Source organism: Serratia sp. JSRIV002 (assembly GCF_019968725.1).
In the GTDB taxonomy this organism is placed as follows: Bacteria; Pseudomonadota; Gammaproteobacteria; order Enterobacterales; family Enterobacteriaceae; genus Chania; species Chania fonticola_B.
The window spans coordinates 1,878,056-1,890,193 of record NZ_CP074143.1 but is presented as its reverse complement, the minus strand read 5'-3'; the positions used below and the strand labels follow the sequence as shown (position 1 = coordinate 1,890,193).

13 protein-coding genes are annotated in these 12,138 nt (G+C 55.4%); 5 read left to right on the top strand and 8 right to left on the bottom strand.

Going from position 1 to position 12,138, the window contains the following annotated elements; all coding sequences use genetic code 11:
- Positions 1-21: 21 nt before the first annotated feature.
- From trpS to KGP26_RS08810, 4 genes are all read right to left on the bottom strand, one after another.
- Positions 22-1,029, bottom strand: a complete 1,008-nt coding sequence (trpS, locus tag KGP26_RS08825; RefSeq protein ID WP_021180458.1) for a tryptophan--tRNA ligase — start codon at positions 1,027-1,029, stop codon at positions 22-24.
- A gap of 203 nt (positions 1,030-1,232) precedes the next feature.
- Complete coding sequence (locus KGP26_RS08820; protein WP_021805173.1) at positions 1,233-1,760, bottom strand: cysteine hydrolase family protein; 528 nt, start codon at positions 1,758-1,760, stop codon at positions 1,233-1,235.
- A 46-nt stretch (positions 1,761-1,806) separates the two neighbouring features.
- On the bottom strand, positions 1,807-2,910 hold the full coding sequence (locus tag KGP26_RS08815) for a suppressor of fused domain protein (protein WP_115159188.1): 1,104 nt from the start codon (positions 2,908-2,910) through the stop codon (positions 1,807-1,809).
- Between the two features lie 126 nt (positions 2,911-3,036).
- A complete protein-coding gene (locus KGP26_RS08810; protein WP_223665293.1) occupies positions 3,037-3,921 on the bottom strand; it encodes an oxygenase MpaB family protein in 885 nt (294 codons plus the stop codon).
- A 101-nt stretch (positions 3,922-4,022) separates the two neighbouring features.
- Between KGP26_RS08810 and KGP26_RS08805 the strand changes: the two genes are divergently transcribed.
- Positions 4,023-4,466, top strand: coding sequence for an acetyltransferase (locus KGP26_RS08805; RefSeq protein ID WP_223665292.1), 444 nt, complete (start codon positions 4,023-4,025; stop codon positions 4,464-4,466).
- 47 nt (positions 4,467-4,513) lie between these two features.
- Here the strand turns inward: KGP26_RS08805 and KGP26_RS08800 are convergent, their stop codons facing one another.
- Positions 4,514-5,161 (bottom strand): TetR/AcrR family transcriptional regulator, encoded by a 648-nt coding sequence (locus tag KGP26_RS08800; protein WP_115159185.1) that lies wholly within the window; start codon positions 5,159-5,161, stop codon positions 4,514-4,516.
- A 432-nt stretch (positions 5,162-5,593) separates the two neighbouring features.
- On the opposite strand from KGP26_RS08800, the gene KGP26_RS08795 reads away from it, so the two are divergent.
- Positions 5,594-5,851, top strand: coding sequence for a YdgH/BhsA/McbA-like domain containing protein (locus KGP26_RS08795; protein WP_021805178.1), 258 nt, complete (start codon positions 5,594-5,596; stop codon positions 5,849-5,851).
- 51 nt (positions 5,852-5,902) lie between these two features.
- Here the strand turns inward: KGP26_RS08795 and KGP26_RS08790 are convergent, their stop codons facing one another.
- Positions 5,903-7,201 (bottom strand): SLC13 family permease, encoded by a 1,299-nt coding sequence (locus tag KGP26_RS08790; protein WP_179248160.1) that lies wholly within the window; start codon positions 7,199-7,201, stop codon positions 5,903-5,905.
- Positions 7,202-7,448: 247 nt separating this feature from the next.
- Here KGP26_RS08790 and amyA point away from each other — a divergent pair, with 247 nt between their 5' ends.
- Both amyA and KGP26_RS08780 read left to right on the top strand, forming a co-directional pair.
- On the top strand, positions 7,449-8,939 hold the full coding sequence (gene amyA / locus KGP26_RS08785; RefSeq protein WP_021805180.1) for an alpha-amylase: 1,491 nt from the start codon (positions 7,449-7,451) through the stop codon (positions 8,937-8,939).
- Between the two features lie 123 nt (positions 8,940-9,062).
- Complete coding sequence (locus tag KGP26_RS08780; protein WP_021805181.1) at positions 9,063-9,914, top strand: PA4780 family RIO1-like protein kinase; 852 nt, start codon at positions 9,063-9,065, stop codon at positions 9,912-9,914.
- A gap of 202 nt (positions 9,915-10,116) precedes the next feature.
- Here the strand turns inward: KGP26_RS08780 and KGP26_RS08775 are convergent, their stop codons facing one another.
- Positions 10,117-10,581, bottom strand: a complete 465-nt coding sequence (locus KGP26_RS08775; RefSeq protein ID WP_094982987.1) for an isoprenylcysteine carboxylmethyltransferase family protein — start codon at positions 10,579-10,581, stop codon at positions 10,117-10,119.
- Positions 10,582-10,657: 76 nt separating this feature from the next.
- Between KGP26_RS08775 and KGP26_RS08770 the strand changes: the two genes are divergently transcribed.
- On the top strand, positions 10,658-11,473 hold the full coding sequence (locus KGP26_RS08770; protein WP_094982988.1) for an AraC family transcriptional regulator: 816 nt from the start codon (positions 10,658-10,660) through the stop codon (positions 11,471-11,473).
- Here KGP26_RS08770 and KGP26_RS08765 read toward each other — a convergent pair.
- Positions 11,449-12,042 (bottom strand): LysE family translocator, encoded by a 594-nt coding sequence (locus KGP26_RS08765; protein WP_021805184.1) that lies wholly within the window; start codon positions 12,040-12,042, stop codon positions 11,449-11,451. The two genes, KGP26_RS08770 and KGP26_RS08765, sit on opposite strands and share 25 nt — an antisense overlap.
- Positions 12,043-12,138 lie beyond the last annotated feature (96 nt).

The window sequence follows — 12,138 nt, the reverse complement described above, 5'->3', positions numbered from 1 at the left end:
TCTCCAATCGGAGAGGGATACTCAATCCAAGGCAAAAAAATCCAGACCCAGAGCAGACTTGACCTGTGCCAAGGTGCCCTGGGTCACCTGGTTAGCCCTCTGGCTGCCCTCTTTCAGAATGCGCATCAGCTCGCCCTTATCGGCGCTGTACTCCGCCCGCCGGGTACGGATAGGCTCCAGCAGCGTTTGCAGGCAATCCTCCAGCAGCCGTTTAATCTTCACGTCACCTAACCCACCCTGACGATAGTGATCCTTCAGCTGTGCCACCAGCGCCGCATCCTCGCAAAACGCGTCCAGATAGGTGAACACCATATTGCCTTCCACCTGGCCGGGATCGCTGACGTTCAGGTGGTTGGGATCGGTAAACATGCTCATTACCGCCTTGTGCACTTCGTCAGCGCTGGCCCCCAGCATGATGGTATTGCCGCGTGATTTCGACATCTTGCCCTGCCCGTCCAGCCCCGGCAGCCTTCCTACGCGGCTCAGCAACGGCTGGCACTCAACCAGCACCTCGCGATCGACGATACGGTTAAAGCGCCGGACAATCTCGTTGGTCTGCTCCAGCATCGGCAACTGATCTTCGCCGACTGGCACGTGAGTCGCCCCAAACGCGGTGATATCCGCCGCCTGGCTGACCGGGTAAATCAGGAATCCGGCAGGCAGGCTGCGTGAAAAGTCTTTCTCGATGATTTCGCTTTTCACCGTGGGATTACGTTCCAGGCGGGCAACGGTGACCAGATTCAGGTAATACATCGTCAGTTCTGCCAGCGCCGGAAGCGCCGATTGCAGACACAGCGTGGTCTTGGCAGGATCGATCCCCACCGCCAGATAATCAGCCACCACGTTTAGCACGTTGGCACTGATTTTTTGCGGATTGCTACCGTTATCGGTCAGCCCTTGCAAATCGGCCACCATCACCGTTTGCTGATGATGATGCTGTAGCTCAACACGTTGGCGCAGTGAACCGACATAATGACCCAAATGCAGTGAACCGGTGGCGCGATCGCCAGTCAGAATGGTGTAACTCATAGCCTTGCTCCTGGAAGTAAACAGACCGCCGGATCAACGCTATAAAAATGCCGCCAAAACCGGCGGCATTAAAAAAGAGGGATGAATACCCGTGCCGCCCTTAGAAAAGGCGCCACCAGCTAAAACAAGATGTGAACTGCGGGAAGATATTCATCCGGCTACGGTACACCCCGCTCAGAACCGCGTCAAGGGCGACATCTAGCTCAGAAACTCACTTCGGCTGTAGGCACGGCGCTGATCGCCACGCCAAAACTCTTGATACTCGACAAGGTAGCATTATGGTGAGCACGGATCTGTAACCCACTGGCGTGGGGTTTGTCGTGGCTGGTATGTGCATCTGCCGCCAGCACCACCGGGTAACCCAGGCCAGCGGCCCGGCGGGTGGTGGTATCGACACAGTATTCCGTGGAATAGCCGCAGATCACCAACTGTGTCACCCCTTCAGCAATCAGCAGCTTGCCCAGATTGGTACGTAAAAAGGAGTCTGGCGTGGTTTTATCAACCCGATGATCCCCCGGTTTTACCTGCAATCCCTGATGGATCTGCCAGGCTGCGCTGCCTGCTGATAGCTCTTCATGAGCTGTCTGATGCTGAATAAAAATCACTGGCACACCAGCCTGCCGGGCACGTTCACTCAGCTGATTAATCCGCGTGAGCACCTGCTCGGCCTCTGCTGGCGGGGGATTAAACAAGCCCTGCTGCACATCGATAACTAACAACGCTGACTTCATAGCTGGCTCCAAAAGCGATCGTTAAATAGACAGTACCCCGCCCTCGTTAAACGAGAGGTTGGCGTGGACGGAAGATATGGTCAACGCCCTGTTCACGCAGCCTTGTGACCAAATCGTGGCCACCGTTGGGCGTGGCCTGCGCCAATTCCCGCTCGGTGGCAAACACCGGGCTGGCCCAGAAAATATTCACCGTATCACCGTATTGTTTAGGCAATACCAAGTGCTCACTGTAGGGGTAAAATGACGAAGAGAGCACATAGCCTTCATAGCCCTGCGGAGCCACCGCCGACGCCAGCGTATGCCCTTCGCCAAACCAGGTGATGTTCGCCCAGGGCACATGGGCAAATCCCGCTAACGCGCTGGCCATCTGCACCGCGTTTTCTTCGGTCATAAACTGCCCATCAATGGCTATCGCCATCTCCATCCGGCGGAACCTGGCGGCATCGTCGTTGAACAGAATCTCTACCCACGGCATCGGCCGGATGCTGGCCCCCATGGTCAGGAAATAGTAAACCCCGTCGCGCTCATGCTGGGTGATGGCCATCGGCGGCCATTTGCCCTGATCGATAGCGTAATACTTCACCGAAGGGCCAAAGTGTTGTTCGTACAGTGCCTGGTAATCACTCTGCATTTTTGGCCAGGGATTCCCCTCTTCCCGCTGCCAGCTACGCCAGAACTGCCGGGTATTTTCCGCCAGCGCATATTGCGTATTGGTAGATGCGGAGCCCAGCGGATAGGCCAATGGATTCTCTTTGATGCAGCTTGCCGAATAGCAGACCGAGTGATCGATGTATAAACTCCAGCCAGGGATCACTGCTAGCAGTTGCCCGTGATACCACAGGGCAGCCCCGTCGTCGCTTTCCGTCCAGATCACCATCAGCCCGGCGGGGTCCAATGGCGCTTCGCCTTCCAGATTACGGCAAAACTCGGCCGCCAACATGGGGGGAAGACCGGCTTCCATAGCGGCGAGATCTTCCTGCTGCGGAGCCGTAGTCAGGTTGCGCAGCCAACAGGCACGTACCTGAAAACGTTCACTGTATTCTTCCGTTGGGTAGATATAAAAATAGGCGGCCCGGCTATCTTGCTGAACCACCGCGACCAGCGTTTGATTCTCGTTATTCACTTCAGCAAGTACGTTTGACTGGTTCATATCACCTCAAGGGGTTGCTGGCGCACAAATAGGCTGCACGCTAAAAATAGAATATTTCTCTGGGCCAGTGTAGAACGCATCATCAATCGGGATCACGGGCAATAGTCTCAAAAGTGGCAGCGCTGGCTAACATTGCGCTGAAGCGCTCTTATTCATACGCCGCATCGCCCGATGGTAGGAGCCATTGCGTACCGAAGCCCGCAGCACCCGCCCAACACCGCCAACGCCAATACGTACGCACCGCCGCCGGGTCACTCCAGGGGTAAATCCCAACTGTTGCTGCGCCCAGTCCGGCAACAGATCGATCCCTGCCTGCATCACCAAAGCGCCGAACGGCCGCGCCAGCGTGCTGGGAGCCGGGGCAGCCAGCAGAATGCGCGCCACTTCCAGTGTGCGTTCATCGCAGACCAACTGAGGGCGCATCTGTTGCAGATAATCGTCAACCGCCGCACAGGATTTTGGGATATCGCGCGCGCCCAAGGCTTCCGCGACGCGAGCCGTTTCACGGTAGTAGGTATCCTGTTGAGCGAGAGACAGGTGTGGATTGCGGTAACGCAGGTGCGATGCCAGGAAACGGCTGCTTTCGGCGACATGGACCCAGGTGAGCAGATGCGGATCGCTGGCGGCATATGGCTGGCCGTTATTGTCGGTGCCGTTGACCTGTAAATGGATGGCTTTGACTTTGGCGATCAGGCGTTGCGCCTCTGCACTGGGGCCAAACGTGGTGACAGAGATAAACTGGCTGGTACGACGCAGGCGCCCCAGCATATCCTCGCGGAAGTTGGAATGATCCCACACGCCCGCCAAGGCCAACGGGTGCAGCATCTGCAATAGCAGCGCACTGACGCCGCCACAAAGCATGGAGGTGAAGTCACTATGCACTTGCCAGGTGACCGACTGCGGGCCAAACAGCCCCGGATCGCCAGCCGGATTTTCAAAATCAATCCCGCCGAGTGCCAGCCCGGTCAGGCTGAGCACCTGTTTCTCTATCGCTGCGCGTATCACTTCCATCCCCCTGTCCACGGCCTATGACGCAGTTTATCATAGTGAGGGGCTGAGTCTGCTCAACTCGCTATGTTGATAGCTTACTTGATAATAGATTGAGAATTTCGATGATAACAATAAGAACTCGCGTGGCTGCGGATAACGCGCAGCTAGTTGAAATCTGGCAGCGTTCGGTGCGCGCCACCCATCACTTCCTGGCCGAAGAGGATATTGCGCGCCTGTATCCGCTGATACTCAACGACTATCTCCCGGCGGTCAACGTCTGGGTTGCCGAAGATGCTGCCGGGCAGCTATGCGGTTTTATCGGCCTGGATGGCAACAAAGTGGAAATGCTGTTTATTGATGCCGATCGGCGTGGCGAAGGTATTGGCAAGGCCCTGCTGGCTGAGGTTGAGCCCATGCATCAGGAACTGCTGCTGGACGTCAACGAGCAGAATCCGCAGGCATTGGCGTTTTATCAGCATTACGGTTTTGTGGTGACGGGCCGCAGCGAGCTGGATGGCCAAGGCAAGCCTTTTCCACTACTGCATATGATGCGGACAGCGCGGTAAAAACGGGCCCCTTTCCCGCAATGAGAGAGGGGCTGTCTAGCGGCAGATCAAACTTTGTTACCCACCTGGCTCAAACGCGGCCACACCATCATGGTGGTCTCCAGCAGCCGCAGCAGATCTTCACGGCTGGCCCCTTCACGCGCCTGGGCGGACATGCCTTCAATCAGGCAAATAATATATTTCGCCAACAAGGCTGTATCGGTGCGAGCCAGCAATTCCCCTTGCTGCACCTTACGGTCAAAGCAGGCTTTCAGGCTGGTTTCCTGCGCAAAATGCTTGTTGCGCAGCATCTCGGCCAGATCGTTTGAGGAGGAGGACAAGGCGGCGTTGGCACAAACCATAAAACAGCCGCTGGGGTTTTCCGGATCGGTAAATACCTCTGCCGAGGTGCGCAGATAGGCTTCGACGATATCGGCGATCGGTAACTCCTGGGCCAGCAGGCGGTTGTAACATTCCACGTAGCGGCTCAGATAGCGCTCAACCGCGGCGCGAAACAGCCCCTCTTTGTTACCAAACTCCGCATACAGCGTCGGCGCTTTAGCCCCGGTCGCCTCCACCAGATCGGCCAACGAGGTGGAATCATAGCCATGGCGCCAGAACAGCTCAAGCGCCTGCTCAACGGCCTGTTCGCGATCAAACTGCTTCGGCCTGCCGCGTGATTTCTTCGCGCATGCGTCTTCATTATTGATACTCATAGCCCCTCACTTTCCCGGTGGCCCAACTCGGGCGCAATAAATAAATTATCGATCGGTACAAAAAATAGTACGCCGCCGATGATAAGCGAGCAACTTTTAATTAGCGATCGGTAAGCAATGCGGCCAATGGCGCTCCTTACCGGGAAAAAAATAGCATCCAATCCGGGTTGCGTCTGGCTACAAAGCAGGCGACAGTCATCACCAAATAAAGATAAAGACATTAATTAACAATAATTTATATTGAAATAATGCCATAAACCCCCTTACCTGGCAGCTTACGGCTTAAGTGGAATAGCACGAATTAATTAACGACCACTAAAAAAACATTTGCAATCGCTCGGGCAGGAGCCTAACATTAAGTTATCGACCGTTAAGTAATTAAACGGGCTAACACAAAAATTTTTATTGCTCATCTAGAGATAGGAAACCATTATGAAAAACCTGAAAATGACCCTCGCCGCCATCGCACTAGCTTCTGTCTCTTTCGGTAGCTTCGCCGCAGAGTTGGTCAGCAGCCAACCGGCCGATCTGCAACAATCCGGCGTGATCACCGTGAGTGGCGCTTCTGACCTGTCATCGCTGGAAAATAAACTGGCGGCAAAAGCGGATGCAGCCGGCGCCAAATCCTTCCAGATCATCGCAACAACCGGTAGCAATAAACTGCACGGCACCGCGATTATCTATAACTAATCGTTCAACGGTTTTATGCAAAGAGGCGGCCCTAGTGCCGCCTTTTGCTCGTCAGCCAAACCAGCCCAATAACCCGAACCACAGATAATCCAACGGTACCAACAGCCCAAAGGTGAACAGGGCCAGCAGCAGACACAGTTTCAGTCCTTCGCGCGGAGGAACTTTCCCCATCCCCATTGCCACCACAATCGGTGATGCCTGATACGGCAGCAGCGGCGTGGCATAGCCAATCACCTGAGTCATCAGTACCGTGGTTAGCGGTAGGCCGCTCCCCTCTGACAAAACCTGCGCCAGCGGCGTGAACAGCGCGGGTACGCCATTGGCCGTCACCACAAAATTCAACAGCGTCGTAATACCGATCAACATGCCAAAAGCGGTAAATGGCCGATCCTGGGTTTGCGGTATGACGTTCAGCAATGCATTGCCTAACCAATCCCCCAACCCGGAGTGGCTCACCAAAGCCGTCAACCCAAGGATCCCCGCCACATAGAGACAGGTGCGGATGTTGACACCGGCCGCAAACTGCTCACCCGTCAGAAAACCAATACGCGGCAACAGGCAAACGCAGGCGGCAGCCAACCCCACCCAGGCGGGAGCGATGCCGTGCCAGCTATCGGTGATCCACAACAGCACCGTGATCAGCAACAGCGCGATCAACCGCCATTCGGCCACGCTAAGAGCACTCTGCTCAATAGTTTTTTCCACCGGCTGTGGTTTGGCGCGGAACAGCCAGCAGATGCATAACGTGAGCAACGCGCCTTTTGCCAACCCCAGGATCGGCGCATGTAGCAACAAGTAGGACAGATAGGTGAAATGAACACCGTAGGCACTTTCTGCCGCCCCGCTCATCACCAGATTAGGCACGTTGGCCGGCAAAATGCTGGCCGAAAGCTGGAAGGTGCCAAACCCCACCGCTAACGCCAGGCCATAGCGGCCACGCGAGCCTTCCGCCAACCCGGCACGTTCGGCTAACGCCATGATAATCGGCATCAGCAGGGTTATACGCCCCATGTTCGAGGGCATGACAAAGGCCAGCGCATAGCTGATGGCCACCACGCCGCCAACCAGCCGTGGCCAGGAACCGGCCAGTAGCGGCAAAATACGGTTGGCCAACCGATCGGCCAGCCCCGTAGAACGAATGGCCGTTCCCAGCACAAAGCCGCTCAATACCAGCCAGAATGCCGATGAGGCAAAGCCGGAAAACACCACGGCCGTCGGCGCTAGCTGCAACACCATTACCGCAGCAAAAAACAGCAGCGCAACCAGATACTCCGGCAAACGCGACGTTGCCCATAAGGCGATCACCACCAAAGTCACCAGCGCGGAAACGCCCATCGGGTAATCCATCATCCCCACTCCCTGTCATCGTTAGCTTTTTGTTATCAACTGGTTATATCTTCACATAACGCAAACGCCCGAACGGTGAAACGGCTCACAGTTCACGGGCGGCGGGTAAATTGGCCATACTCTCCCCGCGCCAAGAGGCTACTCTGCTTACAGGCTGGCGCCACGTATTTTCCCTTTTGCCAAAAGTGGCCCATGCTTAGAGGGGCCGAGCATTTGGCACACGTTTACTGACGAACCGGGGTACTGACTGATGACGAAAAAGACCACGCTGTTACAGTTTTTCCATTGGTACTATCCGGATGGCGGCAAGCTATGGCAGGAAGTCGCCGAGCGTGCCCCTGCCCTGGCCGAGCTAGGTGTGACCGATCTATGGCTGCCACCAGCCTATAAAGGGGCTGCGGGTGGCTATTCGGTGGGGTATGACAGCTACGATCTGTTCGATCTGGGGGAGTTTGATCAAAAAGGTACCCGCGCCACCAAATACGGCGACAAAGAGGCGTTGATACAGGCCGTTAATAGCCTGCGCGAACACCAGATCCGGGTGCTCTATGACGTGGTGTTCAACCACAAGATTGGCGCCGATGAAAAAGAGCAGGTGCACGTCTATAAGGTAGATGAAGATAACCGTAACGATATCGCAGAAGTTGGCATCGACGCGTTAGCCTACACTCGCTTCACTTTCCCAGGACGGCAAGGAGCCTATTCCAAATTTATCTGGGACTACACCTGCTTTAGCGGCGTCGATTATATCGAGCAACCGGATGACAAAGGCATCTTCAAAATTGCCAATGACTACGGCGAAGAGGGGTGGAACGATCAGGTTGACGACGAAAATGGCAACTTTGACTATTTGATGGGCGCTAACGTGGAGTTTCGTAACCACGCCGTCGTCGAGGAGCTAAAATACTGGGCACGCTGGTTGATGGAAATCCTGCCTTGCGACGGGTTCCGGTTGGATGCCACCAAACATATCCCAGCCTGGTTCTTTAAAGACTGGGCAGATCACGTGCGCGATGCGGCACAGCGCGATCTGTTTATCGTGGCCGAATACTGGTCACACGATCTGGCGGCATTACAACAGTATTTAGCACTGGTCGATGGTAAAGTGATGCTGTTCGACGTGCCGCTACAGCTGAAATTCCATCTGGCGTCAAAACAGGGCGATAGTTACGATATGTCGCAGCTGTTTACCGATACGCTGGTCGCCGTCGATCCTGCCCATGCGGTAACCCTGGTGGCAAACCATGACACTCAGCCGTTGCAATCGCTCGAAGCGCCGGTCGAACCTTGGTTCAAACCGCTGGCCTACGCCCTGATCCTGCTGCGTGAACAAGGCGTTCCTTGCCTGTTTTACCCGGATCTGTACGGTGCCAGCTATAGCGATCAAGGCGATGACGGCCAGGAATACCAGATTGACATGCCGGTGATAGCCGAACTGGAGAAACTGATCCAGGCGCGTCAACGCTTTGCCAACGGCGAACAGCACGACTATTTTGACGATCCGCACTGCATCGCCTTCAGCCGCAGTGGCACTGCCGAGCAACCGGGTTGCGTGGTGGTGATGACCAACGGGGCCGAAAGCAGTAAAACCGTCGCACTGGGCGAAAATTTTGCGCATAAATCCTGGCGTGACTTCCTCGGCAACCGCGAGGACGATATCATGACGGATGAGCACGGCAGTGCAGCCTTCCCGGTCAATGGCGGCAGCGTTAGCGTCTGGGTCATGGCCGAAGCAGAGTAAGGACCGCCGGGGAGGCAATGTACCACCCCGGCGGCAAAACCCATTTTTGCCTTTTTGGTCTGATTTTTCATTATGACCATAAGCAAATATTCACAGCGGAGCCTAAATAGGGTACAAGGCTGCATGAAAATTCCAAAACGACTCCAGCCATTGGTAGATGATGGTTTAATCGACGACGTCATCCGCCGTTTGAAAAGTGGCAAAGAAGCCGACGTATTTATCGTGCGTTGCGGTAAAGAGATCCGCTGCGCCAAAGTGTACAAAGAAGCCGATAAACGCAACTTCAAGCAGGCCGTGAACTACCAGGAAGGCCGCAAGGTGCGCAATAGCCGCGACGCTCGCGCCATGAGTAAAGGCTCCAAATTTGGCCGCCAACAGCAGGAAGAGGCCTGGCAAAATACCGAAGTGGACGCGCTATACCTGCTGGCCAAGGCTGGCGTGCGTGTGCCACAGCCGGATATCTGCCTGGACGGTGTATTGCTGATGGAGCTGATCACCGATGAAGAAGGGCTGGTAGCCCCACGCCTGAGCGACGTCACCTTAACGCCGGAACAGGCGTTGAACGATCACGCCTTGATGATGAACTATGCCGTACGCATGCTCTGTGTTGGGCTGGTTCACGGCGATCTGTCAGAGTTCAACGTGCTGATGGATAAAGACGGGCCGGTGATTATCGATCTGCCGCAGGTGGTAGATGCCGCCGCCAACAACCACGCTAAAAGCATGTTTGAGCGCGATATCAACAATATGACTCACTACTACGGCCAGTATGCGCCGCAGTTGCTGGGCAGCAAGTATGCCAAAGAGATTTGGGCGCTGTACCAGGAAGGCAACCTGACGCCGGAGACGGAGTTGACCGGTAAGTTTGTTGAAACCAGCAAGCGGGCCGACGTTGACTCGGTGCTGGAAGAGATCCAGGCGGCCAGTGATGAGCACCAGCGGCAACTGATGGCGCGTAACGAAGAAGAAGATTGATATTCAGCATCAAAATGACCCCTCACCCTAACCCTCTCCCACAGGGAGAGGGGACCGATCGAGTTCGCTATCAGTATAGAAATTTATCTAATCACGGCACTAAATCAGCTCTCTGTTGCAGTGAAATAGCTTGTTCGCAGTACCTGACGACAACGCAGAATCAGCTCCCTCTCCCTGTGGGAGAGGGTTGGGGTGAGGGGCCTCAAAGCCAACGCCTTACCCGCCGGCAAAACGCCTCGTAGTCTTGGCCAAAGTTGGTAAGTAGGAACGCCTCTTCGCGCGGGATCTGCACACGATCCAGGTAGGCAAAAAACAGCCCCCACCATAACCAGACGCCGATACCGCCCAGCAATAGCCCCCAGGCCGCCAACAGCAGGATCTGCCCCAGATACACCGGATTACGGCTGAAACGGAAAACTCCGTTAACCAGCAACGCGCTGACCCGCTGAAATTTTTGTGGATGCAACGTGGTGCCAGCCCGGTGAAAAGCATAACTGGCACTAAACATAATCATCACAGAAGATACCGCCAATACGCCTGCGGCCAAGAGAATAAGCAGGTTATCTTGCCAGTCCCCCTCGGTTAGCCAGCGGGTTGCCGCCATCCCCGCAGCACAAACTGCCATCACTACCGGCGGCAAAGCCAGCCGCTGCAACCACGCTACCATTTTTTGTTCCCTCTCGACCACACAATGCAATTTAAGCTATAACAAGCTCTCCCTGTAATAACGCCAGAGAAAAACAATGAGCCAATATGCCCCACAATTCTGGCGCGATGAACGCCTGCCGTTCGTTGAGGCCCGTCACGTCGAAGATGGCCGCAAGCTTTGTTATGCACTACACAGCCACGAGTTTTTCTGTATTGGCACCATCACCGCCGGTACCAGCACCTATGTTAGCGGCGATCAGCATCTCCAGGTTAACACCGGTGACGTGGTGATCATCAACCCGCAACAGACGCACGGCTGCAATCCCATTGGCGACCAACGCTGGGCCTATACCATGTTTTATATTGACCAGCACTGGTTGGCAACGCTTCAACAGGACCCTGGCGCAGGCTTCGTGCCGTTCAAGCAGATTATGAGCCAGGATAAGACACTGTTTAACGGCCTGAATCAGCTGTATGGGGTACTGACCGATCCGCTCTGTTGCCATCTGGAAAAGCAGATTGCCCTGGTGGATTACTTCAGTAACCTGCCACAGTTACTCGGCGAATCTCCGGTTCCACAGCAGGATATGACCCCTAAATTGGAAATAGCTGCGGCGTTTATCCGCACTCATTGTACCCAGTCGCTGACGTTAGAGGCGATCTGCCAAGCATCGGCCCTCTCCCCTTCTTACCTGATCCGCGCATTCAAGAAGCGCTACGGTATGACGCCTCATGCCTACCTGGTCAATCAACGCGTCCAGCACGGCCAGCGGCTACTGAAACAGGGCTTCTCGATTGCCGCCGCCGCCAACGAAAGCGGGTTTGCCGATCAGGCGCACTTTCAGCGCACCTTCAAACAGCTGCTGGCAGCCACCCCCGGCCAGTATCAGATCCCCTCGGCCAGCAAGTAACAGGCGCTGAACGCCAGCAGCAGCGCCATCAAGCGGTTAAAGCGCCGCAGATTGTGCGCCCGTTGCAACAAGCTGCTCAGCATAGCTCCGGCGTAGGCCCAACAGGCTATCGACAGGTAGCAAATCACAAAATAGAGCCCGGCAAATTGCCACAGCAGCCGCATCTCCCCATCACCGACAAAGGCCCCCATGCTGGCGACAGAAGCCAACCAGGCCTTGGGGTTCAGCAATTGCAGCAAGGCACCATACCAATAAGAAGGGGTTTGCTGCCGATTGCCCTGGCTCAGTGTCCCGTCATCCGCTGCAAGCTGATAGGCCATATAGAGCAGAAAAGCCACGCCAGCCCAAAGGATCACGGTAGTCAGCCCCGGCCATAAGGTAAGCACTTCATGCATTCCCAAACCAACCGACACCAGTAATAACGTGAAACCCAAGGTCGCACCGGTCACATGCCGCAGGCTGGTCGTAAAACCAAACTGCGCGCCACAGCTCAGTGCCACGATGTTCACCGGACCTGGGGTAATGGATGAAGCCAACGCGAAGGCGGCCATAGAGAGGTAAAGCGTCATAGTCAGCACCTGTAGAAGATAATTACAGGTGCCAGCGTGCCGGGTTACAGCGGGAGAGTATTGAACAAAATTGCCCTGCTTCTTCACCTTGATTTT

Excerpts from the sequence above, each read along its gene's own strand:
- trpS (WP_021180458.1), bottom strand. The coding sequence starts at position 1,029 with ATGAGTTACACCATTCTGACTGGCGATCGCGCCACCGGTTCACTGCAT.
- KGP26_RS08820 (WP_021805173.1), bottom strand. The coding sequence starts at position 1,760 with ATGAAGTCAGCGTTGTTAGTTATCGATGTGCAGCAGGGCTTGTTTAAT.
- KGP26_RS08815 (WP_115159188.1), bottom strand. The coding sequence starts at position 2,910 with ATGAACCAGTCAAACGTACTTGCTGAAGTGAATAACGAGAATCAAACG.
- KGP26_RS08810 (WP_223665293.1), bottom strand. The coding sequence starts at position 3,921 with ATGGAAGTGATACGCGCAGCGATAGAGAAACAGGTGCTCAGCCTGACC.
- KGP26_RS08805 (WP_223665292.1), top strand. The coding sequence starts at position 4,023 with ATGATAACAATAAGAACTCGCGTGGCTGCGGATAACGCGCAGCTAGTT.
- KGP26_RS08800 (WP_115159185.1), bottom strand. The coding sequence starts at position 5,161 with ATGAGTATCAATAATGAAGACGCATGCGCGAAGAAATCACGCGGCAGG.
- KGP26_RS08795 (WP_021805178.1), top strand. The coding sequence starts at position 5,594 with ATGAAAAACCTGAAAATGACCCTCGCCGCCATCGCACTAGCTTCTGTC.
- KGP26_RS08790 (WP_179248160.1), bottom strand. The coding sequence starts at position 7,201 with ATGATGGATTACCCGATGGGCGTTTCCGCGCTGGTGACTTTGGTGGTG.
- amyA (WP_021805180.1), top strand. The coding sequence starts at position 7,449 with ATGACGAAAAAGACCACGCTGTTACAGTTTTTCCATTGGTACTATCCG.
- KGP26_RS08780 (WP_021805181.1), top strand. The coding sequence starts at position 9,063 with ATGAAAATTCCAAAACGACTCCAGCCATTGGTAGATGATGGTTTAATC.
- KGP26_RS08775 (WP_094982987.1), bottom strand. The coding sequence starts at position 10,581 with ATGGTAGCGTGGTTGCAGCGGCTGGCTTTGCCGCCGGTAGTGATGGCA.
- KGP26_RS08770 (WP_094982988.1), top strand. The coding sequence starts at position 10,658 with ATGAGCCAATATGCCCCACAATTCTGGCGCGATGAACGCCTGCCGTTC.
- KGP26_RS08765 (WP_021805184.1), bottom strand. The coding sequence starts at position 12,042 with ATGACGCTTTACCTCTCTATGGCCGCCTTCGCGTTGGCTTCATCCATT.